Genomic DNA, 24,737 nt, shown 5'->3' with positions numbered 1-24,737 from the left:
AAGTCGCCCTTTTTTCTGGATTGCAGAACTTAGTTCTGGTTTTCCATTTGCGCGCGGATCAGATCACCGATGGTGGTCGGACCAGCAGATGGTTCTACGTCCTGCTTGGTACGCAGTTCCTTCATCGCGTCCTTCTCGTCCTCAACGTCTTTCGACTTGATGGACAGGTTGATGACGCGGCTCTTACGGTCGATGCTGATGATCTTGGCTTCGACTTCTTCACCTTCCTTCAGGACGTTGCGCGCGTCTTCAACGCGGTCACGGCTGATTTCGGAGGCTTTCAGCGTAGCTTCGATGTCGTTGCCCAGATCGATGATGGCGCCCTTGGCGTCAACTTCTTTCACGGTGCCACGAACGATGCTGCCCTTGTCATTGACGGCCGCGTAGTTGGAGAACGGATCGTCTTCCAGCTGCTTGATACCCAGGGAGATGCGCTCGCGCTCCGGATCGACCGACAGGATGACGGTGTCAAGCTCGTCGCCCTTCTTGAAACGACGCACGGCTTCTTCGCCCGGCTCGTTCCAGGAGATGTCGGACAGGTGAACCAGGCCGTCGATGCCGCCGTCCAGACCAATGAAGATACCGAAATCGGTGATCGACTTGATGGTGCCGGAGATGCGGTCGCCCTTGTTGAACTGGCCAGAGAAGTCTTCCCATGGGTTGGACTTGCACTGCTTGATGCCCAGGGAGATACGACGACGCTCTTCGTCGATGTCCAGAACCATGACTTCCACTTCGTCGCCGACCTGTACGACCTTCGACGGGTGAATGTTCTTGTTGGTCCAGTCCATTTCGGAAACGTGTACCAGACCCTCGACGCCTTCTTCCAGCTCGGCGAAGCAGCCGTAGTCGGTGAGGTTGGTGACACGGGCCATGACGCGGGTGTTTTCCGGGTAACGGGCCTTGATGGCAACCCATGGGTCTTCACCCAGCTGCTTCAGACCCAGGGAAACGCGGTTACGCTCGCGGTCGAACTTCAGAACCTTGACATCGATCTCGTCGCCAACATTGACGATTTCCGACGGATGCTTGATGCGCTTCCAAGCCATGTCGGTGATGTGCAGCAGGCCGTCCACGCCGCCCAGGTCGACGAATGCGCCGTAGTCGGTGAGGTTCTTGACGATACCCTTGACCTGCTGGCCTTCCTGCAGCGATTCCAGCAGCGCTTCGCGCTCGGCGCTGTTCTCAGCTTCCAGGACGCTACGACGGGAAACGACAACGTTGTTGCGCTTCTGGTCGAGCTTGATGACCTTGAACTCGAGTTCCTTGCCTTCCAGGTGAGTGGTATCACGCACTGGACGGACATCAACCAGGGAACCAGGCAGGAACGCACGGATGCCGTTAACGTCGACTGTGAAGCCGCCCTTAACCTTACCGTTGATAACGCCCTTGACCACTTCCTCAGCTGCGAAAGCCGCTTCCAGAACAATCCAGCACTCTGCACGCTTGGCTTTTTCGCGGGACAGCTTGGTTTCACCGAAGCCATCTTCAACCGCGTCCAGCGCAACGTGAACTTCGTCACCCACGCTGATGGTCAGCTCGCCCTGCTCGTTGTAGAACTGCTCGACCGGGATGACGCCCTCGGACTTCAGACCGGCATGAACAGTGACCCAGTCACCGTCGATGTCGACCACGATGCCGGTGATGATCGCACCCGGCTGCATGTCGAGGGTTTTCAGGCTTTCTTCAAAAAGTTCTGCAAAGCTTTCGCTCATGTTTATTCCTGCTGTTTTCGGGCGAGGATCCGCCCAATCTCCACATCCCAGATAGAAGTGGGTTCATTCATATAAAAAAAGGCCTGTGGGACTAGATCTGGTCTCCCACATGCCTCCTTGTTAACAGCTCTCGATATCGAGGAACCGTCAGCCCGCCTCTCGGCGGTCGCTCTTCAGGTGAAATCGCGCTTGGCGACTTCACTCAGAATCTGTCCTAGCACCTGCTCGATCGACAGATCGGTGGAATCGAGCTGAACCGCATCGTCTGCCGGCTTCAACGGAGCCACTTCACGCTGGGTATCACGCTCATCGCGCGCCCGTATCTCATCGAGAAGACTCGCGAGATTAACATCATCGCCCTTCCCCTTCAACTGCAGGTAACGTCGGCGCGCCCTTTCTTCGGCGCTGGCAGTCAGGAATATCTTCAGGGGCGCATCGGGAAACACTACCGTTCCCATGTCACGGCCATCGGCCACGAGACCAGGCGATTCGCGAAAGGCTTTTTGCCGTTGCAGCAGTGCGTCCCGCACGGCCGACAGCGCGGCCACCTGGGAAGCGCCAGCGCCGACCTGCTCGTTGCGAATCGCACTGGTGACATCTTCCCCTTCGAGCACGATGCGCATGCCTTGCCCATCTTCCGCGGCGCCGAACTGCACATCGAGATGCGCGGCCAACAACTTCAGCGCCTCCTCATTGGTCAGATCGACGCCATGGTTGCGAGCTGCAAAGGCCAGCAGCCGGTACAGCGCACCGGAATCGAGAAAATTCCATCCCAATTTCGCCGCCAGCAGCGCCGCAACCGTACCCTTGCCGGAGCCACTCGGACCGTCAATGGTGATGACGGGGACATCGCTGATCATGAGTTATCCTCCACACCCACTCGCATTCCGGCGCGCTCGGCCAGCGCAAGGAAGTTCGGGAACGAGGTCGCCACGTTGGCGCAATCATGGATGCGGATCGGGGCGCTGGCACGAAGCGCAGCAACGCTGAAAGACATCGCGATCCGATGGTCGCCATGTGCCCACACCTCACCACCCCCGATGGCCTTGCCGCCCTCGATGATAATCCCATCCGGTGTCGGCGTGGCATTCACGCCCAGTGTCTGGAGACCATCGGCCATTACCTGGATCCGATCGGACTCCTTGACCCGCAGCTCCTCGGCACCTCGCAAGGTCGTACGCCCTTCGGCACAAGCGGCGGCCACGAACAGCACAGGAAATTCGTCGATCGCCAACGGCACCAGGTCTTCCGGGATATCGATCCCCCGGAGCGACGCTGCACGTACACGAATATCGGCGACCGGCTCGCCACCGACCTCACGCTGATTGCTCAACTCGATGTTGGCACCCATCAATTTCAGGATATCGATGACACCGGTGCGCGTCGGATTTACGCCGACATGTTCAAGCGTGATGTCCGAACCCGGCGCGATGCTGGCGGCCACCATGAAGAACGCCGAAGAGGAAATGTCGGCAGGCACTTCGATCTGCGTGGAACGCAGCCTGTGGCCCGATTCGACAGTCGCCGTGTTGCCCTCGACCTGCACCGGATAACCGAAACCCTGCAGCATCCGCTCGGTATGGTCGCGCGTCGGAGCCGGCTCGGTGACCGATGTCTTCTCGGCCGCGTACAAACCTGCCAACAACAGGCAAGACTTGACCTGGGCGCTGGCCATCGGCATTTCGTAATGCATGCCCGACAGCTTCTGACCGCCACGAATGGTCAACGGTGGGCGGCCTTCGGCTGCCGTCTCGATCACGGCGCCCATCACGCGCAGGGGTTTGGCGACACGGTTCATGGGCCGCTTGGACAGCGACGGATCGCCGGTCAGCGTGGTATCGAATGGCTGCGCGGCCAACAGGCCTGCCAACAACCGCATCGAGGTACCCGAGTTGCCGAGATAGATGGGACCTGGCGGGGGCTTGAGGCCATGCAGGCCGACGCCGTGGACAGTGACGCGCCCCTGATTCGGTCCTTCGATGACCACGCCCATGTCGCGGAAAGCCTGGATGGTTGCCAGGGCATCCTCGCCTTCGAGAAACCCCTCCACTTCGGTAGTGCCTTCGGCGAGCGAGCCGAGCATGATCGAACGGTGGGAAATGGACTTGTCGCCGGGTACACGAAGCTGGCCGCTGAGGCTGCCGCCCGGGTTGGCGAGGAAGATAAGGTCTTTGGAATGCATAACGTCCACATAGGCTCTGCGAGCCAGTATTTTGCTGAAATGTTCGCGGGCAGCCTTGGCGCGCGTGAACACGCCCAACAGGGTATGCCCGTCTCCTTCATCGACCGCGGCGCGAAGCGCGTCGAGGTCGGCACGAAAATCGTCCAGGGTCTGCAGCACCGCCTCGCGATTGGCGAGAAAGATGTCATGCCACATCACCGGATCGCTGCCCGCTATGCGGGTGAAATCGCGAAATCCGCCCGCCGCATAACGGAAAATCTCGAGATTCTCGTTGCGTTTGGCCAGCGAGTCCACCAAACCGAACGCCAGCAGGTGCGGCAGATGACTGGTAGCGGCGAGGACCGAATCATGATGCTGAACATCCATGTGCTCGACATCGGCCCCCAGTGCGCGCCACAACCGATCCACCAGCGACAACGCCGCGGGGTCGGTGTCTTCCAGCGGCGTCAGGATGACCTTGTGCCGGCGAAAAAGCGTGCTTTGGGCAGCCGTCACGCCGCTCTGTTCCGAGCCGGCTATCGGATGACCAGGCACGAAACGCGGCGGCATCGCACCGAACAGTTCGCGGCTGCGGCGCACCACATTGCCCTTCGCACTGCCGACATCCGTCAACACGGCTTCGCCAAGGTCAAGTACGGCTAGCTCAGCCAGTAATCGCTCCATCGCCAGAATCGGCACGGCGAGTTGGATCACGCCGGCGTCCCGGCACGCCTCCTCGAGCGTGTCAGCGCAGCGATCCACGACACCAAGCTCGACGGCCAGCTCGCGAGAACGCGGATCCAGGTCGAATCCGACCACCTCGCCGCACGCGCCGACCTCCCGCAAGCCCTTGGCGAAAGACCCGCCAATCAGGCCCAGACCGATGACCGCCAGTCGTTGCACCAGCGGCCCGTCAGGAAGCGGCATCACGTTTCGGCTCAATGTCCGAGCGCCTTGCGCAGGGCATCCAGAAAGCGGGCATTCTCCGCTTGCGTGCCGATCGAAACCCGTAGAAAGGTCGGCATGCCATAGCCGGCCACCGGACGGACGATCACACCGTCGCGTAGCAACGCCTGGTTGACCGGTGCTGCATCACGTCCCATATCCACCGCAATGAAGTTGCCTTTCGACGGAATCCACTCCAGTCCCAACTGCCTGAAGCCCGCTTCGAGCTGAAGCATACCGGCCGCGTTGCAGGCCCGGCTCTCGCACAGGAAACGGTGATCGTCGAGCGCAGCACAGGCCGCCGCGAGCGCAAGGCTGTTGACGTTGAACGGCTGACGCACGCGGTTGAGCACATCGGCGATCTGCGCCGAACTGACCGCATAGCCGACACGCAACGCCGCCAACCCATACGCCTTGGAGAACGTCCGGGACACCAGCAGATTGGGATGCGCCGCCAGAAACGCCATGCCATCGGGCAGTTCGCTACCCTCGGCATATTCGATGTAAGCCTCGTCGAGCACGACCAGAACCTTTTCCGGGACGCTACTCAGAAAGCTGTTGAGCGCATCGGCGCCAAACCAGGTGCCGGTGGGATTATTCGGATTGGCGAGAAACACGACGCGGGTATTCTCGTCGATCGCCGCCAGCATCGCGTTGAGATCGTGCCCCCAGCGCAGGGCCGGGACCGCCTTGGCTTGAGCGCCCACCGCCTGAGTCGCAATGGGATATACCGCGAAGGCATGTTCGCTGAATACCGCGTTCAGGCCGGGCGCGAGGTAGGCGCGCGCGACCAGCTCGAGGATGTCGTTGGAACCGTTGCCGAGCGTTACCTGGTCGATAGCCACGTCATATCGCTCGGCCAGCTTCTGCTTGAGCACGAAACCGTTGCCATCGGGGTAGCGCGTCAGCTCGTCGAGTTGCGCCCTGATGGCCTCGACAGCTTTAGGGCTCGGACCCAGGGGATTTTCATTGCTCGCCAGTTTGACGATCGTTGCGGGATCGAGATCCAGCTCACGTGCCAGTTCATCCACCGGTTTGCCCGGCACGTAAGGCGACAGCTTTTGCACACCTGGCTGAGCCAGGGCGAGGAAATCACAGGACATGTTCAGCTCCGCTGGAGCCGAAAGCCTGAGCCTGAACCTGAAACCTGAAGCACTCGGCGTTGCTCATGGCTTGCAGTTTCCAGCTTCCGGCTTCCAGCTGCTTCTTAAAGTACCGCTTTCGGATAGGACCCCAGCACCTTCAGCGCGACCGCTTCGCGGCCGATCTTCTCCAGCACGTCCTTGATCAACGGATCCTGATGATGACCGATGCAGTCGATGAAGAACACGTAGGTCCATTTACCGCTGCGCGAGGGGCGGGTCTCGATCCGCGTGAGGTCGATGCCATTGGAATGGAACGGCATCAGCAACTCGTGCAGGGCGCCTGGCTTGTTGCGCATGGAAACGATGATCGAGGTCTTGTCGTCGCCGGTGGGCGGTACCTCCTGGTTGCCGATGATCAGGAAGCGCGTGGAGTTGTCCGGGCGGTCCTCGATCTTCTCGGCAATCTTGCTCAGGCCGTAAAGCTGAGCGGCCATGTCGCCGGCGATGGCTGCCGAATTCCACTCGCTCTTGACGCGCTTGGCCGCATCGGCGTTGCTGGAAACCGCGACGCGCTCGACGCTCGGGTAGTGGGCATCCAGCCATTTGCGGCACTGCGCCAGCGACTGCGCATGGGAATAGATGCGCGTGATGCGATCAGTCTTGGTCGTCTCCCCCACCAGCAGGTGATGGTGAATGCGCAGTTCCACTTCACCGCAGATGACGATGTCATGCTCGAGAAAGCTGTCGAGCGTGTGATTGACCGCGCCCTCGGTGGAGTTCTCCACCGGCACCACGCCGAAGTTGACCGCACCGGCCACCACCTCACGAAAGACCTCATCGATCGCGGCCATCGGCTTGCTGATCACGGAATGGCCGAAGTGCTTGAGAGCTGCCGCTTGAGAGAAAGTCCCCTCAGGCCCGAGATAGGCCACACGCAGCGGTTGCTCCAGAGCCAGGCAGGACGACATGATTTCGCGGAACAGACGGGCCATCTCTTCATTGTCCAGCGGCCCTTTGTTCAGCTCCATGATGTGCTTGAGCACCCAGGCTTCGCGTTCGGGGCGGTAGAAAACCGCCTCTTCGCCCTCGGCCAGCGAAGCCGTCTTGACCCGCGCCACATCCTGGGCACAACGCGCGCGCTCACTGATCAGCTCGAGGATTTTCTCGTCGAGGCTATCGATGCGTACACGCAGCGCCTTGAGCCTGTCGGCATCACTCATCAGCCGTGCTCCTTCTCGAACTCGCGCATATAGGCAACCAGGGCCTCGACTGCATCCAGCCCCACCGCGTTATAGATGGAGGCACGCATGCCACCGACCGACCGATGGCCTTTCAAGTTGAGCAGGCCGCGCGCGTCAGCTCCAGCCAGGAACGCCTTGTCCAGCTGCTCGTCGGCGAGGCGGAACGGCACGTTCATCCACGAGCGCGCATTGCTGGCGATCGGGTTGGAGTAGAAGTCGCTGGAATCGATCACACCGTAGAGCAGGTCTTTCTTGGCGCGGTTGATACGCTCCATCGCCTCGACGCCGCCCTGCTCCTTCAGCCACTCGAAGACCAGTCCGGAGAGGTACCAGGAGAAGGTGGCAGGGGTGTTGTACATGGAGCCGTTGTCAGCTGCGATCTTATAGTTGAGCATCGTCGGGCAGCTTGAGCGGGCGCGCCCCAGCAGGTCTTCACGAACGATCACGACGACAAGCCCAGAGGGGCCGATGTTCTTCTGCGCACCCGCGTAGATCAGGCCGAACCGCGACACGTCCAACGGGCGCGAAAGGATGTCCGACGACATGTCGACGACCAGCGGCGTGTCGCCGAGCTCGGGAATCCAGTCGAACTGCAGCCCGCCGATGGTTTCGTTGCTGGCGTAGTGCACATAGGCCGCATCAGCGCGCAGGTTCCACTCGTTCTGCCCTGGGATGGCGAAGTAATCGTAGGGTTTGGCGCTGGCGGCCACGTTGATATGCCCGAAGCGCTTGGCTTCTTCGATGCTCTTGCGCGACCAGATACCGGTGTCGATGTAATCGGCCACACCGTCTTCGGGCAGCAGATTCAACGGAATTTCGGCGAATTGCTGGCTAGCGCCGCCCTGGAGGAACAGCACCTTGTAGTTCGACGGAATGCTCAGCAGGTCACGCAGGTCCTGCTCGGCCTTCTCGGCGATCGCCGTGTACTCGTCGCTGCGGTGACTCATTTCCATCACCGACAGACCACGGCCTTGCCAGTCGAGGAGTTCGGCCTGGGCGCGCTGCAGCACGGCCTCAGGGAGCGCGGCGGGACCTGCGCAGAAGTTAAAGGCGCGTTTGCTCATCTTCGTACTCTCAAAAACGGTCGATACCTTGCTCGCTCCGCCCGTCGCCGAGGCGCTCAGGTCCAGCGCTTGCAATCCTTACCACAGCGGCTTCCGATCGAACCGACGTGCGAGACCAGGTCTCGCACGTCACCGGATCAATCGTCGTCGGTGGGCACCACGTCCGGCGGCACATCGCCGCCTCCGCCGAGCAGCTCATCTTCACTGGGCTCTGTGCTGACCACAGGCATTTCCTTGTCCAGCGCCTCGTCATCGAGGACGGCCTCGATATCGTCCAGCACGTCCTCCTCGGAGGGCTCCTGGACTCGTTCCAGGCCAACCAGATGCTCGTTCTTGCCCAGTTTTATCAGCGTCACGCCTTGGGTGTTACGGCCCAGCGAGGACACTTCGTCAACGCGGGTACGAACCAGCGTGCCCTGATCGGAAATCAGCATGATCTCCTCGCCCTGCTGCACCTGAACGGCGCCGACCAGTGGGCCGTTTCGCTCGTTGGTCACCATGGCGATCACGCCCTGGCCGCCACGCCCGCGACGCGGGAACTCGTCGATCACGGTGCGCTTGCCGTAGCCATTGAGGCTGGCGGTGAGAATCTGCGCATCGGGCTCGGGAATCAGCATGGAGATCAGGCGTTGGCCTTCCGGCAGGCGCATGCCGCGAACGCCACGGGCGGTACGGCCCATGGTGCGAACATGCTTCTCCTTGAAGCGGATCACCTTGCCGCCATCGGAGAACAGCATGACCTCACGCGCACCGTCGGTGACTGCCGCAGCGATCAGGGTGTCGCCCTCTTCCAGACCGAGCGCAATCAGACCGACACTGCGCGGACGGCTGAACTGGGAAAGCGGGGTTTTCTTCACGGTGCCCTTGGCGGTCGCCATGAAGATGTAGGTACCGGTCGGCTCGTCTACCGACTCGTCGGACTCGTCGCCCTCGAGCGGCTCTTCCGCCTCTTCGGCCTCACTGATGATTTCGGCATCTTCGACATCGTCATCGCCGTTGAGCTGCTGCTGACGCGCGGCCTCGATATCGACCTGCAGCATCGCGGTGATGTGCTCACCTTCGGACAACGGCAGCAGGTTGACCAGCGGCCGCCCGCGCGAGGTACGCGATGCCTCGGGAATCTCGTAGGTCTTGAGCCAGTACACCTTGCCTTTGCTGGAGAACAACAGCAGCGTGGTGTGGCTGTTGGCGACCAGAAGGTGCTCGACGTAATCCTCTTCCTTGACGCCGGTAGCCGCCTTGCCACGGCCACCGCGACGCTGCGCCTGATAGGCGGCCAGCGGTTGGGACTTGGCATAGCCACCATGGGAAATAGTGACGACGCGCTCTTCTTCGGTGATCAGGTCGGCCAGCGTCAGATCCAGACGCGCCTCGAGGATCTCGGTACGGCGCGCATCGCCGAAGTCGCGCTTGACGCCTTCGAGCTCCTCACGGATGACCTCCATCAGGCGCACCGGATCGGTGAGGATACGGATCAGCTCACCGATCTGGGTCAGGATCTCCTGGTACTCGCTGAGCAGCTTCTCGTGTTCGAGGCCGGTCAGGCGATGCAGACGCAGGTCAAGAATGGCCTGAGCCTGTTCCGGCGACAGGTAGTACTTGCCGTCGCGCAGGCCATACTGCGGATCCAGGCCTTCAGGACGGCAGGAATCGGCACCGGCGCGCTCGACCATCGACTCGACGGCGCTGGACTCCCAGGCTTCGGCAATCAGCGCTTCTTTGGCTTCGGCCGGGGTTGGCGACGCCTTGATCAGCGCGATAACCGGATCGATGTTCGACAGTGCAACCGCCTGCCCTTCGAGGATATGCCCACGCTCGCGCGCCTTGCGCAGCTCGTAGACGGTCCGACGGGTCACGACTTCACGACGATGGCGAACGAAGGCTTCCAGCAGCTCTTTCAGGTTGAGCGTACGTGGCTGGCCATCGATGAGCGCGACCACGTTTATGCCAAACACGCTTTGCAGCTGGGTCTGGGCATACAGATTATTGAGGATGACCTCCGGCACTTCACCGCGGCGCAGCTCGATGACCACGCGCATGCCGTCCTTGTCCGACTCATCGCGCAGCTCGGTGATGCCTTCCAGCTTCTTCTCTTTTACCAGTTCGGCGATCTTCTCGATCAGCCGCGCCTTGTTCAGCTGATACGGCAGTTCGGTAATGACGATCTGCTGACGACCACCGACCTTGTCGATGTCTTCGATGACCGAGCGCGCCCGCATATAGATGCGGCCGCGACCAGTGCGGTAGGCCTCGACGATACCCGCACGGCCATTGATGATGCCCGCCGTGGGGAAGTCGGGGCCCGGAATGAACTGCATGAGCTCATCGATGCTGATATCCGGATTTTCGATCAGCGCCAGGCAGCCATCGATCACTTCGCCCAGGTTGTGCGGCGGGATATTGGTCGCCATGCCCACGGCGATACCGCTGGAACCGTTGACCAGCAGGTTCGGAATCTTGGTCGGCATGACTGCCGGAATCTGCTCGGTACCATCGTAGTTGGGCACCCAATCGACGGTTTCCTTGTCCAGATCGGCCAGCAGCTCGTGCGCCAGCTTGGCCATCCGCACTTCGGTGTATCGCATGGCCGCGGCGTTGTCGCCGTCCACCGAGCCGAAGTTGCCCTGGCCGTCGACCAGCATGTAGCGCAATGAGAATGGCTGCGCCATTCGTACGATGGTGTCGTAAACCGCCGAATCACCGTGAGGGTGGTATTTACCGATCACGTCACCGACCACACGGGCGGATTTCTTGTACGGCTTGTTCCAGTCGTTACCCAGCTCGCTCATGGCATAGAGCACACGGCGATGCACAGGCTTCAATCCGTCGCGCGCATCCGGCAGCGCTCGCCCGACGATTACGCTCATGGCGTAGTCGAGGTAGGACTGCTTGAGTTCGTCTTCGATATTGACCGGGAGGATTTCTTTGGCCAGTTCGCCCATGGAAGCCTGGTTCCTTATAGTCAGCAGGGTCCTGCGATTAAGCGCGGAATAGTATCACAAGGAGGCAAGCCGCTGGAGGCTGCAGGCTTAACGAACAACGCGCCGCGAGCCCGAGCCGCTCGGTGGCTCGCAGAAAGGGCACAAGGCTTGACCGCGACTCAATGCCGCCTGGCCTCCAGCGCCCTCCACGCGCCCATTTCGTCAATGAAGGCGCTTGCGGCTCATCAAGGCGGCGAGTTTGGCGGTGTTCGGCCGTTCCACCACACCTTTCTCGGTCACGATGGCATCGATGAGATCCGCTGGGGTCACATCGAACACCGGATTGAACGCATCGACCTGCGCCGCAAACCGCTGACCGTTGACTTCCAGCAACTCGCTACCGGCCCGTTCTTCGATGGGGATGTCCTCGCCGGTTTCCAGCTCCATGTCGATGGTCGAGCTCGGCGCTACGACCATGAATCGTACGCCGTGGTGCATGGCCAGGACGGCCAGCTGGTAGGTGCCGATCTTGTTGGCGACGTCGCCATTGGCGGTAATCCGGTCGGCCCCCACGATGACCCAGGTAATGCCACGGCTCTTCATCAGATGCGCCGCGGCCGAGTCGGCATTGAGCGTGACCGGCACGCCCTCGCCTGCCAGCTCCCACGCCGTCAAGCGTGAGCCCTGCAACCAGGGACGGGTCTCATCGGCGTAAACGCACTCGACGAGCCCTTCCAGGTGCGCCGCGCGGATCACGCCCAGAGCGGTGCCGAAGCCGCCGGTCGCCAAAGCGCCGGTATTGCAATGCGTGAGCAGGTTCTGCGGGCTGCCCTGATGCTTGCGAATCAGGTCGACACCGAACTGCGCCATGGTCAGGTTCGCTTCCCGATCACTGGCATGAATGGAAGCGGCCTGGGCTTCGGCCGCTGCCAGCGGATCTTCGCCCGGTTTCAACCGCTCGAGCCGTTCGCGCATCTGGTTCAGTGCCCAGAACAGGTTGACGGCAGTCGGGCGTGAGTCGGCGAGCACCGCGAAGTCGGCTTCCAGTGCCGCACGCCAATCGCCGCCTTCGGCAAGCCGAGCCCGGAGCCCCATGACCAGCCCGTACGCGGCACTGATGCCGATCGCCGGAGCGCCACGCACGACCATGTCGCGAATGGCCGTAGCCACCGACGCCGCGGAATCATAGGTATGCCATATCGTCTCCAGCGGCAGTTTGCGCTGGTCGAGCAAGCGCAACAGCCCGTCCTGCCACTCGATAGCCTTCACTTTTTCCGCGGCCAACAAGCGTTCGCGCATGACATTCCTCTCTTCACTGGCGCCCCTGCATCAGGAGCGGGACCGGTACGAACCGGGACATGAAAAAGCCCGGCCGTCTCCGTACCGGGCTACAACATTCGACTGGGTCATGCGCAGTGCTCGACATTCACGCATCCATACCCGGGCGCGAATCCTAATCGACTGATTTTTCCAGCACAAGCAAAGGCCTCCCCGACTCGGACCAGAGGGCCATGGCTACTCACGATTCGGCTGCGGCGTGAGACGCAGATAGGGTTTGACCGCACAATAGCCTTTCGGGAAGCGTTGTCTGAGCGCCTCCTCGTCCGGCAACGACGGTACGATGCCCTCACATCGCCATCCTGCCAGTTGGCAGGTGTCGCCACCTGATAGTTGTCGGTCAGCTGCAGGGAATCGATCACCCGCAGGATTTCATTGATTGCGTCCAGTGCTGGCCGGGTAGGTAATGATCAGCCGTACCTGCTTGTTCGGATCAACAGCGCCCCAGCGGAGACCTGTCCGAAACCGGGGCGAGGTCAGCGAGACGGATGCTCATGGCTTCGGCCCTCCAGCCAGGTGCTCGACCAGCCCCTATCAGCAGCGCGTCAGGCGATCTGCATGGCGGTCGAGCCAACTATGCGCCGATCGGCCTCACGCAGGGTGCGCCAGGTGTTATAGGCCATCAGCAGCATGCCCAATACGAAGGTACCGCCGCCAATCAGCCGCACCACATAGCCGGGATGACTGGCTTCCAGCGCTTCGACGAAGGAGTAGGTCAAGGTGCCGTCCTCGTTGATCGCACGCCACATCAGGCCCTGGGTGATGCCGTTGACCCACATCGAGGCGATGTAGAGCACGGTGCCGATGGTGGCGAGCCAGAAGTGCGCATTGATCAGCCCGACGCTGTACATCTGCTCACGTCCCCAGAGCCTGGGAATCATGTGGTAGAGCGTGCCGATGGAGATCATCGCGACCCAGCCGAGGGCGCCGGCGTGCACGTGGCCGATGGTCCAGTCGGTGTAGTGGGACAGCGCGTTGACGGTCTTGATGGCCATCATCGGGCCTTCGAAGGTCGACATGCCGTAGAACGCCAGGGATACCACCAGGAAGCGCAGGATCGGGTCGGTGCGCAGCTTATGCCAGGCGCCGGACAGGGTCATCATGCCGTTGATCATGCCGCCCCAGCTCGGCGCCAGCAGCACCACGGACATCACCATACCGAGGCTCTGCGCCCAGTCCGGCAGTGCGGTGTAGTGCAGGTGGTGCGGACCGGCCCAGATGTACAGGCTGATGATGGCCCAGAAATGCACGATGGACAGGCGATAGGAGTAGACCGGCCGTTCGGCCTGCTTCGGGACGAAGTAATACATCATGCCGAGAAACCCCACCGAAAGAATGAAGCCCACCACGCTGTGCCCGTACCACCACTGGATCATGGCATCCGTGGCGCCGGAATAAGCCGAATAGGATTTGAGCAAGGTCACCGGAACAGCGATGTGGTTGATCACATGGACCATCGCCGTCACGAGGATAAAGGCGCCGTAAAACCAGTTGGCCACATAGATGTGCTGCGTCCGCCGCCGTGCGATGGTACCGATGAACAGATAGGCATAGGCCACCCAGACCAGGGTCACCCAAAGGGCGATCGGCCATTCCATTTCGGCGTATTCCTTCGAAGAGGTAATGCCCAGCGGATAGCTGATCAGCATCGCCACGATCGCCGCTTGCCAGCCCCAGAATACGAAGTTGGCCAGCCCGTCGGAGATCAGCCGCACCTTGCAGGTCCGTTGCACGACATAGAAGGAGGTGGCGAACAGCGCCCCGCCGCCGAACGCGAAAATCACCAGATTGGTATGAACCGGCCGCAGGCGCCCGAACGTGGTCCAGGGCAATCCCAGATTCAACGCTGGCCAGACCAGCTGGGCGGCGATGACCGCGCCCATGCCCATGCCGAGCACGCCCCAGAACAGGGTCATCAAGGTGAAGCGACGGACGACAGCGTAGTTGTAGTCGGGTGTATCGAGCACTGCAGCATCAGCCATGACATTTCCTGAAAACTGTGGGTAAGGCTCGCCACCAACGGTGCGCGGGCGCCGCTAAAGCGAGCACTAAACAGTCTGTCGCATGACTTTAAATAGTTCTAACGAATACTGATGGTCATTGAATTCATTATTTTTAATATAAAAGCTACTGGGCGTATCAAAACACCTATCTTTATCTGGCTCTCCCGTCTCGGCTTTATCCTCGCCAAACTCTTCCAGCCATGGCCGCTGATACCGCCGCCACGCTTTTCATCGCCGCAACTTGACCGCCATTTCAGGAACCCAAATACTGTATCCATATACAGTATTTGGAAGTATCTACCTTCATGGCCGCCGTGGTCGCTCTCAATCAACTGCTCGATGCGCGCCGGCTGTGGCGCGGCCAGTCCAGCCTCGTCTCGACCCGTAACCAGCCGACCGGGCATGCGGCCCTGGATGCTGCCCTGCCTGGCGGCGGCTGGCCGGAATCGGCACTGAGCGAGCTGCTGATCGCCACGACCGGTATCGGCGAACTGCGCCTGCTCTGGCCAACCCTGGCGCGGCTGACTGCAGCCGGTGAACGCGTGGCGCTGGTGGCGCCCCCGCATGTGCCCTACCCCCATGCCTGGCTCGCAGCCGGCGTGGACTTGCAGCAGTTGTCGATCATCCATGCGGAAGGCCGCGAGGCCTTGTGGGCTGCCGAACAATGCCTGCGCTCGGGCAGCTGCGGCGCGGTGCTGTGTTGGCCGCAAGAGGCCGATGACCGTGCCTTGCGGCGCCTGCAGGTCGCTGCCGAGACTGGCCAGACCCTGGCCTTTGCCTATCGCCCCCTGCGTGAAGCAGTCAATCCCTCACCCGCGGCGCTGCGCCTGGCTGTCGAGACTCAGCCAGCCCAATTGCGGATACTCAAATGCCGGGGCGGCCTGGCTCCGGCACGGCCGATTCCTGACGCGGCGTGGCATTGAGATGGTCATGCTCTGGGTTTGCGTTCTACTGCCGCAACTGGCCATGGATGGTGTATTGCGCAACCGCACCGATGCCGACGCACCGCTGGCCCTGTTGAGCGGGACGCCGCAACGCCGAATCCTGCAGGCAGTCAATCCGGCGGCGCGAGCGCTGGGGCTCAAACCGGGGCAGTCGCTGATCGCCGCCCAGGCCGTGACCCGCGGCTTCACCACGGCTGAATATGATCTGGCGTTGATCGAGCGCTGGCAGCAATTTCTTGCCGCCTGGGCTTACGGCTTCAGTTCGCAGGTCAGCCTGCATTACCCGCGCTGCCTGCTGCTGGAAGTCCATGCCAGCCTGGCCCTGTTCGGCCCCTGGCCGCGTCTGGAGGCGCGGCTGCGCGAAGAGTTGCGCACACTGGGCTTTGCCCATCGCATCACCCTGGCGCCGAACCCGGCCGCCGCGCGGGTACTGGCCAACGTGCATGACGGCTTGGCCGTGACGGATGGCGATTCGCTGTACCGCGTCCTTGAAGCATTACCGGTAGAACGCCTCGGGCTGCCACGAGAAGTGGCCTCCGCGTTTACCCGAATGGGCCTGCGAACGCTCAAACAGGTACTCGCCCTGCCCCGTGATGGCCTGGCTCGGCGCTTTAGCGCAGACACCCTGAGGCATCTCGATACCCTGCTCGGGCAGCGCCCCTTGGCGCTTGATTTCTATCGCCCTCCAGACCACTTCGAGGCGCGCATCGAGCTGAACTTCGAGGTTGAGTCGCATCAGGCTCTACTCTTCCCGCTACGCCGTCTGACCGCCGATCTGGCTGCCTATCTGGCTGGTCGCGACAGTGGAGTTCAACGCTTCGTCCTGCACCTGGAGCATCGCCACCTGGACGACAGCCTGGTGACGGTCGGTCTGCTCAGTGCCGAGCGTGATCCGGCCAGGCTGTTCGAACTGACCCGCGGGCGTCTGGATCACCTGCAACTGCCCGCGCCCGTGCTGGCGGTGCGTCTGATCGCGCGTGAACTGCCCACCTTCGTCCCCGAGCACCGCGAACTGTTCGACGAACGCCCGCAGCAGTCGCTGGCCTGGGAGCAGCTGCGTGAGCGCCTCCGGGCCCGGCTGGGCGACGACGCCGTGCAGGGCCTCGCCGCGCGTGCCGACCATCGTCCCGAGTGCGCCTGGCAATCGCAGCCGCTCGTTGGCCATGACTTGCCACCGGACATCGCCCCCCGCCCCGGCTGGCTACTGGCCGAACCGAAGCCCCTGCACGAAGCCTCTCTACGGATCCTCGCCGGACCTGAGCGCATCGAGTCCGGCTGGTGGGATGGCGGCGATGTGCGCCGCGACTATTACCTGGTAGAGACCCGCACCGGCCAGCGGGGCTGGGCCTTCCGCTCGCCCGAGGGAGGGCCGTTGCTGCTGCACGGCTGGTTCGCATGATGGCCGGTTACGCCGAACTGCATTGCCTGTCCAACTTCAGCTTCCAGCGCGGCGCCTCCAGTGCCCGCGAACTTTTCGAGCGCGCCGCACGCCTGGGCTATCAGGCATTGGCCATCACCGACGAATGCACCCTGGCCGGTATCGTACGGGCCTGGCAGGCGGCGAAGGACATCGGCATGCCCTTGATCATCGGCAGCGAGGTGCAAATCGAGGACGGGCCAAAGCTGGTCCTGCTGGTGGAGAACCTGACCGGTTATCAAACCCTCTGCCGGTTGATCACCCGCGCCCGCCGGCGCGCCGAGAAAGGTCGCTATCGCTTTCTGGCCGATGACCTGAGCGAGCCGCTGGAGGGGTTGTTGGCCATCTGGATCGCCCGCCAGCCCGAGGCCGATCTCGAAGGCCACTGGCTGCGTGAACGCTTTGCGGATCGCCTCTGGCTGGGCATCGAACTGCACCGAGGGCCCGATGACGCCCTGCGCCTGCGCCAATGGCAGGCACTGGCCAGCCGTCTGAGCCTGCCTGCAGTGGCCTGCGGCGATGTGCACATGCACGCCCGTGGCCGCCGCGCCTTGCAGGACTGCATGACCGCGATCCGCCATCACCTGCCGGTGGCGCAGGCCGGCCACTGTTTATTCCCTAATGGCGAACGGCATCTGCGCCGGTATGACGAACTGCTTCAGCTGTATCCAGCCGAGCTGCTTGCCGAAACGTTACGCATCGCCGAGCGCTGCCAGTTCGACCTCGACCAACTGGAGTACCGATACCCCCACGAGCTGGTGCCTGCCGGCCATAACGCCACCTCCTGGCTGCGCAAACTGGTTGAAGAGGGCGTGCGCTGGCGCTGGCCGGACGGCGTGGCGACGAAGACGCGCGCCCAGATCGAGCATGAGCTGCAGCTGATCGCCGAGCTGAAGTACGAGAGCTACTTCCTCACCGTGCACGATCTGGTGCGCTTCGCCCGTGAGCAGCACATCCTTTGCCAGGGGCGCGGCTCGGCGGCCAATTCCACCGTGTGCTTCGCGCTGGGCATCACTGAGCTCGACCCGTCACGGAGCAAATTGCTGTTCGAGCGTTTCCTCTCCCGCGAGCGCAAGGAACCGCCGGACATTGACGTCGACTTCGAGCACGAGCGCCGCGAAGAAGTCATCCAATATGTATTCCGCCGCTATGGCCGCGAACGGGCCGCACTCACGGCCGTTGTCAGCACCTACCACGCCACCGGCGCCTTGCGTGACGTCGCCAAGGCGCTCAGCCTGCCGCCCGACCAGATTAATGCCTTGGCCGACTGCTGCGGGCGTTGGAGCGACCGGATTCCGGATGACGAACGCTTGCGCGAGGCAGGCTTCGATCCGAGCAGCCCGGTGCTGCATCGGGTGTTGGTGCTGACTGGCGAGTTGATCGGGTTTCCCCGCCACCTGTCACAGCATCCCGGAGGGTTCGTCATTTCCGAGCACGCACTGGCGACCCTGGTGCCGGTGGAAAATGCCAGCATGGCCGAGCGCACGGTGATTCAGTGGGACAAGGACGATCTCGATCTGGTCGGGCTGCTCAAGGTCGATGTGCTCGCGCTCGGCATGCTCAGCGCACTGCGCCGTTGTTTCAACCTGATCGAGCACTACCGCGGCACGCGCTGGACCATCGCCACCCTGCCCCAGGAAGACCCGGCGACCTACGCCATGATCAGCCGCGCCGATACCGTTGGCGTGTTCCAGATCGAATCGCGGGCGCAGATGGCCATGCTGCCGAGGTTGCGCCCAAAGACCTTTTACGACCTGGTGATCCAAGTTGCCATCGTCCGTCCCGGGCCGATTCAGGGTGACATGGTCCACCCCTACCTGCGCCGGCGTAACAATGAGGAAGAAGTGAAGTACCCGTCCGATGAACTGAGACCGGTCTTCGAGCGCACCCTTGGTGTGCCCCTGTTTCAGGAGCAGGTGATGGAGCTGGCGATCGTCGCCGCCGACTACACGCCCGGCGAAGCCGACGAGCTGCGTCGCTCCATGGCCGCCTGGAAGCGGCATGGCGGCCTGGAACATCACCGCCAGCGCCTGACCGAGCGCATGCTCGCCAAGGGTTACCAGGCGGACTTCATTGCCCGCATCTTCGAGCAGATCAAAGGGTTCGGCAGCTACGGCTTTCCCGAATCACACGCGGCCAGCTTCGCATTGCTCACCTATGCCAGCTGCTGGCTTAAATGCCATGAGCCGGCCGCCTATGCCTGTGCCTTGATCAACAGCTGGCCAATGGGTTTCTACAACCCCGACCAGATCTTGCAGGACGCTCGCCGCCACGGCCTGGAGATTCGTCCCGTGGATGTTCAGCACAGTGACTGGGATTGCAGCCTCGAACCAGACGCCAACCCGCAACCGGCCATCCGCCTGGGCCTACGCCTGGTGCGCGGCTTTCGCGAAGAGGATGCACGGCGCATCGAAGCCGCACGCCAGAAGCAACCCTTCGTGAGCATCGATGACCTGTGTCTTCGCGCCAGGCTGGATGCCGGCGCTCGCGAGCGCCTGGCCGACGCCGGCGCCCTGCAACGCCTGGCCGGACACCGCTACCAGGCGCGCTGGGCCGTCGCCGGGGTCGAGCCGCAGTTGCCGCTGTTCGCCAACCACAGCGCCGCGCCGGAAGCGCCTGTACCGCTGCCGCAGCCCAGCGTCGGGGAGGATCTGCTGACCGACTACGCGACCCTGGGTACCACGCTCGGCCCTCACCCGCTGAGCCTGCTGCGCGAGCCACTCAGGAGCCGGCGCTGCCGCAGTTCGCGGGAGCTGGCCGATATCGAACACGGCCGTCTGGTCAGCGTCGCCGGCCTGGTGATCGGACGCCAGCGACCACAGACGGCCAGCGGCGTGATCTTCGTTACCCTGGAAGATGAATTCGGCATGATCAATGTCGTGGTCTGGCGTGATCTGGCTGAACGTCAGCGGCGAGTGCTGCTTCAGTCGCAGCTGTTGCGCGTCGACGGCCATCTGGAATCGGCAAGCGGTGTGCGCCATGTCATCGCCGGACGCTTGAGTGATCTGTCGGGGCTACTGACCGGGCTGGACGTTCGCAGCCGGGACTTTCAGTAACCAGCGATAACGACGCCATTCGCCCCGTTTGATGCAGGCTGATGCCGACCGACCCTTGCTCCAACCCACGCCCACTCGGCTACAGTACCTGCCAGCTCTGTGATCGAACGAGCGATCAGCCGAGCGCCGCGCCCATCGCCTCAACACAGGAACCTTCAATGACCATGCCTAGCGCCCAGGCCGGCGCATCACTGTCTGACCAACCAAGCGCCAGCCCACTGGTGATGGGCATCCTCTTCTCCTGTGCCCTCGCCCACCTGATCAACGACCTGATCCAGGCCGTTCTGCCGGCCATCTACCCGATGATCAAAGCCGAATACGGCCTGACCTTTACCCAGGTAGGCCTGATCACCCTGACCTTTCAGGCAACCGCCTCACTGCTGCAACCCTGGATCGGCCTCTACACCGACCGCCACCCGAAGCCCTTCCTGTTGCCCGCCGGTGCGGTCTGTACCTCGATCGGCATCCTGATGCTCGGTGTCGCCAGCAGTTTCCCGGCGATTCTCATGGCGGCGGCCCTGATCGGCATCGGCTCCTCGACCTTTCACCCTGAAACGTCGCGTGTGGCCCGCCTGGCTTCAGGCGGTCGCTTTGGCTTGGCCCAGTCCACGTTTCAGGTTGGCGGAAACGCCGGCACGGCAATCGGCCCGCTGCTGGCCGCCGCCATCATCATCCCCTTCGGCCAGCTCAACATCCTGTGGTTCGGCCTGTTCGGGCTGTTTGCCATCGGCGTGCAATACCGGCTGAGCCGCTGGTATCGCGGGCATCTGAACACCTACAAGAAAAAGGCCGGTCCCCATCCGAGCCTCGGGCTTGGCCGTCGTCAGGTCATCACGGCGCTGGTCGTTCTGGCCCTGCTGGTATTGTCCAAATACATCTACATGGCCAGCATCACCAACTACTTCACGTTCTACCTGATCGAGAAGTTCGGGCTCTCCGTCGCCAGCTCCCAGTTGCACCTGTTCCTGTTTCTCGGGGCTGTCGCGGCGGGCACTTTCTTCGGTGGGCCCATCGGCGACCGGATCGGGCGCAAGGCCGTGATCTGGTTCTCGATCCTCGGTGCGGCCCCTTTCACCTTGGCCATGCCCTATCTGAATCTGTTCTGGACCAGCCTGTTCAGCGTCATCATCGGCTTCATTCTGGCCTCTGCCTTCTCGGCCATCGTGGTTTACGCACAGGAACTGGTGCCCGGCAATGTCGGCATGATCGCTGGGGTGTTCTTTGGCCTGATGTTCGGGTTCAGTGGGATTGCCGCGGCGGCACTTGGCTCCGTGGCAGACCTGCGCGGCATCGAATACGTCTACCGGCTGTGTTCGTTCATGCCCTTGCTGGGTGTGCTGACGATATTGCTGCCTGCAACCGGCGCTAAACGCAGCTAACTACGCGTCGTTCATAACCAGGATGGCAGGCGTTCAGCTCCGCTGGCCACCGAGTCGCCAGCGGTGCAACCGCTCGGACCAGCCGATGGCGCGCGCCGGCCGGCGCTGCTGTCGCCAGGCCGTGGCGACCACTCGGCTGGCTTCCCCCAGGGTCGCCCCGAGCTGTACGGTGTTGGCGAGCTTGTTCAGACCGAGCTTGTGCTTCATCGCCAGGACGAAGCCGGCAAGCGTCTCGCTGGCCTGATCGCCGACGATGGTCACCCCGAGAATGCGATCCTTGCCACGCTCGGTGAGTACTTTGACGAAGCCATCTTCAGCCCCCTCGGCAACCGCCCCGGCGATGGCTCCGAGGCTCAGGCGCGTCACGTCGAACTCTACACCCAGCGCCTGTGCCTTGGCCTCGGTAAGCCCGACCGAAGCCACCTCTGGCGAGGTGAACACGGCATGGGGTATCGCCCGCTCACTGACCACGAAGCGCTTGAAACCACCGAACAGCGAATTGAACGCGGCATACCAGGCCTGGTGCTCGGCCACGTGCGGCGCGCCATAGGGCCCGGCCACGCTGCCCACGGCATAGATGTTGGGGAACCGAGTCGCCAGGTATTCATCGACTTCGAGGCTGCCATCGTCTGCACAACACAGCCCCAGCGTTTCCGTGCCCAGGCCCTCGATATCGGCACTCTGTCCAAGCGCCAGCAAGACGCGATCGAACGGCAGTCTCTCCTCGCCTTCGTCATCGACGGCGCAGACCATCTGACGCTCGCCATCGACCTCTTCGACCCGCAGCGCCGAAACGCCAAGCCGTACCCGAACCCCATCGGCAGCCAACGCAGCGGTGACCGCCCGGGCTGCATCTTCATCCTCTTCCTCGAGCAGTCCCTCACGCTTGCAGACCAGCGTGACCTGGCAGCCCAGGCGTTGGAACGCCTGGGCGAACTCGCAGGCGCCAGCCTCACCGCCGAGTATCAGCAGCCGCTCGGGGCGCTCTTGCAGGTTCCAGAGGTTATCGCAGGTCAGCGGATCGGCCGCCTCCAGACCCGGAATAGGCGGAATCCACGGCCGGCTACCGGTGGCGATGACGACCGCCCGGGTGGCCAGGGTGCGACCGTTCACCTCCACCTCCCAAGGCGATTTCAGCCGGCCCTCGCCCATAATCACCTCAACACCCAGCTCGGCGTAGTGCTCGGGCGAGGCATCCTCCACCGCTTTGTCGACCAGCCGCTTTACCTGCGTCATGACGCCGGCAAAATCCACCTCGTCCGCCGACTGACTGCCCGCGGTGCGCGGATCATGACGCAGCGCATGCACGAGCCCCGCAGAACTGCTAAGGGCCCTGGCCGGTACACTGCCCTCGTGCACGGCCACCCCGCCAAGACGCTGGCGCTCGATCAGGCTCACCCGCGCCTTCAACGAAGCCGCGATCCGCGCGGTCGCCATGCCGCCGGTGCCGCCCCCGATCACCACCAGGTTGCGCTCGAAGCGCTTGGGCTTGTGCCAGCCGCGGTAAGCCTTGCGGGCCTTGTAGAGGGTCAGCATTCGCGTCGCCACAATCGGAAACACCGCCAGCAACACCAGCGTGCCGATCATGCTCGGCGAAAGGATGCCGGACAGCGATTGCAGGCGGACCAGCTGCTGCCCGGCATTCACATAGATGGCATGCCCCGGCAGCATGCCCAGCTGGGTAGTCCACCAGAACGTCCAGATACTCACCCGCGTCAGGCCCAGCGCCGGATTCAGCAGCACGAACGGCACCAGCGGAATCAACCTCAGCGACACGAGATAAAAGGTGCCGTCGCGCGCCAGGCCTTTGTTGATACCGGTTATCTGCTTGCCGAAGCGCTTCTGCACCCAATCGCGCAGCATGAAGCGGCTGATCAGCATGGCCATCACGGCGCCGACGTTCGAGGCAATCGACACCAGCAGCGTGCCTTCCAACAGGCCGAACAGCGCGCCGGCCAACAAGGTCAGCACCACGGTACCGGGGAAAGACAACGCGGTGAGCGCGGCGTAGCCCAGGAAGAACACCCCGCGCGCCCACCAGGGATGGGCTTGCACCTGTGCATGCAAAGCGCCGCTTCGCGCCTTGATCGACTCGAGCGTCAGATACTCGCCAAGATCGAAAATAAAGAAGCAGGCAACCGCTGCGATGAGCAGGGCCAAAATGATGAGTCGGCTGGCCTTCATTCGTGCGCAAACCTCTTCGGCGCACGCACAGACAGTGGCAGGACGGGACGAACAATTGGGTTGACGCGGTAGGAATGCATTGAGGAAGCGCTCTCGTGCGGCTCAACCCTTGGAGCCTGGAAGCGCGCGGTCGTTCCGGAGCCGCTCATTCGTGAGCCGCTCAGCATGCGACACAGTGTCAGTCAGCAGCCTGCCTCGGCGGGGCACGGTGGGCAGAGGTGTGACCCGGCCCGCCCGACCGGGTCCCCGTTACGGAGCGGCGCGCCACAGCAAATCCCTCAGCGACCGACAGGGTCGTCGTTATCACTGCACGTGCATGCGCGGCACCGTCGATGCCCTGCCGAAGGCTTCAATGCCGATGCAGAAACCGAGCGATCCGCTGGAAATAGCCGGCCACGTCGGCGATGGTTCCCATGCGCAGGAAGTCGTGCGTCATGCCGCGACAGACCACCGCCTCGACCTCCACGCCCTGAGCCTGCAAGGCTTCGCCATAGGCCAGGCCTTCATCCACCAACGGATCGAAATCGGCGATCAGCAATAACGCCGGCGCGCTGCCCCGCAACCGTTGCTCGGCATACAGCGGCGAACAGCGCCAATCACGTCGCTGCGAAGCGTGCGGCGCGTATTGCTGGTAAAACCAGTCCAGCGTGGCGCTCTCCAGCAGGTAGCCATCGGCGAATAACTCACGCGATTCGCTTCCGCCCTGGGCATCCACCGCCGGATAGAACAGCAGCTGAGCACAGGGCGTTGGACCGCCTTCCGCCGCCAGTTGCGCAGCCAGGACCGTGGCCAGCGTGGCGCCAGCACTGTCGCCAGCCACCGCTACCCGGCTCGGGTCGAGGCCGAGCGCTTCGCCATGCGCCTGCAACCATTCCCAAGCCGCACGTGCATCGTCCGGTGCCGCGGGAAAGGGATGCTCCGGCGCCAGCCGGTAGCCAACCGCAAGTACGGCGCAGCCGCAGGCATCGGCCAAGGTGCGGCACAAACCATCATGAGAGTCCAGGCTACCGACCACGTAGCCGCCGCCGTGGAAATACAGCATCAGCGGCGCCGAACCTTGCACCGTCGGGCGATACAGCCGGGCTGGCAGCGTTCGTCCCGGCAGCGCGAGCGTCAACGGCTCCACCGACAACCGAGGGGCACCGGCCTTCAGGGCTTCGGATGCGGCCTCGAAGTCTTCACGCGCGCGACTCACCGGCAACTCGTGCAGCGCCGGGCGCCCGCTCTGGCGGCCTTCGTCGACCATATCGAGAAAAGCGGACAGTTCCTGATGCAGCATTGCAA

Annotated in this window: 15 protein-coding genes and 1 pseudogene; 4 read left to right on the top strand and 12 right to left on the bottom strand. The window is 62.8% G+C overall.

Translation table 11 applies throughout. The features are described from left to right. Window positions 1-29: 29 nt before the first annotated feature. The 10 genes and pseudogenes from rpsA to ccoN all read right to left on the bottom strand — a co-directional run bounded on the left by rpsA (window position 30) and on the right by ccoN (window position 14,452). Window positions 30-1,715: a 30S ribosomal protein S1 gene (rpsA, locus tag KVO92_RS00340; RefSeq protein ID WP_217473689.1), complete on the bottom strand. Its 1,686-nt coding sequence runs from the start codon at window positions 1,713-1,715 to the stop codon at window positions 30-32. A gap of 173 nt (window positions 1,716-1,888) precedes the next feature. Continuing rightward, window positions 1,889-2,575: a (d)CMP kinase gene (cmk, locus tag KVO92_RS00335; RefSeq protein WP_217473688.1), complete on the bottom strand. Its 687-nt coding sequence runs from the start codon at window positions 2,573-2,575 to the stop codon at window positions 1,889-1,891. Then, window positions 2,572-4,803, bottom strand: coding sequence for a bifunctional prephenate dehydrogenase/3-phosphoshikimate 1-carboxyvinyltransferase (locus KVO92_RS00330; RefSeq protein WP_217475378.1), 2,232 nt, complete (start codon window positions 4,801-4,803; stop codon window positions 2,572-2,574). The genes cmk and KVO92_RS00330 overlap by 4 nt, the downstream gene beginning before the upstream one ends. A gap of 11 nt (window positions 4,804-4,814) precedes the next feature. Continuing rightward, the gene (gene hisC, locus KVO92_RS00325) at window positions 4,815-5,924 is read right to left on the bottom strand and encodes a histidinol-phosphate transaminase (RefSeq protein ID WP_217473687.1); all 1,110 of its coding nucleotides are present in this window, start codon (window positions 5,922-5,924) and stop codon (window positions 4,815-4,817) included. A 104-nt stretch (window positions 5,925-6,028) separates the two neighbouring features. After that, a complete protein-coding gene (gene pheA / locus KVO92_RS00320; RefSeq protein ID WP_217473686.1) occupies window positions 6,029-7,126 on the bottom strand; it encodes a prephenate dehydratase in 1,098 nt (365 codons plus the stop codon). Next, a complete protein-coding gene (serC, locus tag KVO92_RS00315) occupies window positions 7,126-8,211 on the bottom strand; it encodes a 3-phosphoserine/phosphohydroxythreonine transaminase (protein WP_217473685.1) in 1,086 nt (361 codons plus the stop codon). The genes pheA and serC overlap by 1 nt, the downstream gene beginning before the upstream one ends. A gap of 137 nt (window positions 8,212-8,348) precedes the next feature. Then, window positions 8,349-11,153, bottom strand: a complete 2,805-nt coding sequence (gene gyrA, locus KVO92_RS00310; protein ID WP_217473683.1) for a DNA gyrase subunit A — start codon at window positions 11,151-11,153, stop codon at window positions 8,349-8,351. 201 nt (window positions 11,154-11,354) lie between these two features. Beyond that, on the bottom strand, window positions 11,355-12,431 hold the full coding sequence (mtnA, locus tag KVO92_RS00305; protein ID WP_217473682.1) for an S-methyl-5-thioribose-1-phosphate isomerase: 1,077 nt from the start codon (window positions 12,429-12,431) through the stop codon (window positions 11,355-11,357). Between the two features lie 216 nt (window positions 12,432-12,647). Continuing rightward, a pseudogene (locus KVO92_RS00300) lies at window positions 12,648-12,908 on the bottom strand (peroxidase); the annotation flags it as partial. Window positions 12,909-13,015: 107 nt separating this feature from the next. After that, complete coding sequence (gene ccoN, locus KVO92_RS00295; RefSeq protein ID WP_217473680.1) at window positions 13,016-14,452, bottom strand: cytochrome-c oxidase, cbb3-type subunit I; 1,437 nt, start codon at window positions 14,450-14,452, stop codon at window positions 13,016-13,018. Window positions 14,453-14,778: 326 nt separating this feature from the next. Between ccoN and imuA the strand changes: the two genes are divergently transcribed. The 4 genes from imuA to KVO92_RS00275 all read left to right on the top strand — a co-directional run bounded on the left by imuA (window position 14,779) and on the right by KVO92_RS00275 (window position 21,269). Continuing rightward, window positions 14,779-15,396 (top strand): translesion DNA synthesis-associated protein ImuA, encoded by a 618-nt coding sequence (gene imuA, locus KVO92_RS00290; RefSeq protein ID WP_217473679.1) that lies wholly within the window; start codon window positions 14,779-14,781, stop codon window positions 15,394-15,396. A 7-nt stretch (window positions 15,397-15,403) separates the two neighbouring features. Further along, window positions 15,404-16,816 carry a Y-family DNA polymerase gene (locus KVO92_RS00285; protein ID WP_217473678.1) on the top strand — a complete coding sequence of 471 codons (1,413 nt, stop codon included), beginning with the start codon at window positions 15,404-15,406 and terminating at the stop codon, window positions 16,814-16,816. Further along, on the top strand, window positions 16,813-19,890 hold the full coding sequence (locus tag KVO92_RS00280; RefSeq protein ID WP_217473677.1) for an error-prone DNA polymerase: 3,078 nt from the start codon (window positions 16,813-16,815) through the stop codon (window positions 19,888-19,890). Before KVO92_RS00285 ends, KVO92_RS00280 begins: the two co-directional genes overlap by 4 nt. Window positions 19,891-20,048: 158 nt before the next feature. Beyond that, window positions 20,049-21,269 (top strand): MFS transporter, encoded by a 1,221-nt coding sequence (locus KVO92_RS00275; RefSeq protein WP_217473676.1) that lies wholly within the window; start codon window positions 20,049-20,051, stop codon window positions 21,267-21,269. Between the two features lie 33 nt (window positions 21,270-21,302). Here KVO92_RS00275 and KVO92_RS00270 read toward each other — a convergent pair whose 3' ends face one another. Together KVO92_RS00270 and KVO92_RS00265 are read right to left on the bottom strand one after the other, a co-directional pair. Further along, window positions 21,303-23,453 (bottom strand): FAD-dependent oxidoreductase, encoded by a 2,151-nt coding sequence (locus tag KVO92_RS00270; protein WP_217473674.1) that lies wholly within the window; start codon window positions 23,451-23,453, stop codon window positions 21,303-21,305. A 349-nt stretch (window positions 23,454-23,802) separates the two neighbouring features. Continuing rightward, a complete protein-coding gene (locus KVO92_RS00265; protein ID WP_217473673.1) occupies window positions 23,803-24,732 on the bottom strand; it encodes an alpha/beta hydrolase in 930 nt (309 codons plus the stop codon). Window positions 24,733-24,737: the final 5 nt, after the last annotated feature.

This window comes from Stutzerimonas stutzeri, from assembly GCF_019090095.1.
Classification (GTDB): domain Bacteria; phylum Pseudomonadota; class Gammaproteobacteria; order Pseudomonadales; family Pseudomonadaceae; genus Stutzerimonas; species Stutzerimonas stutzeri_AN.
Note: the sequence above shows the minus strand (reverse complement) of the source record. Positions and strands in the feature narration are given on the sequence as shown.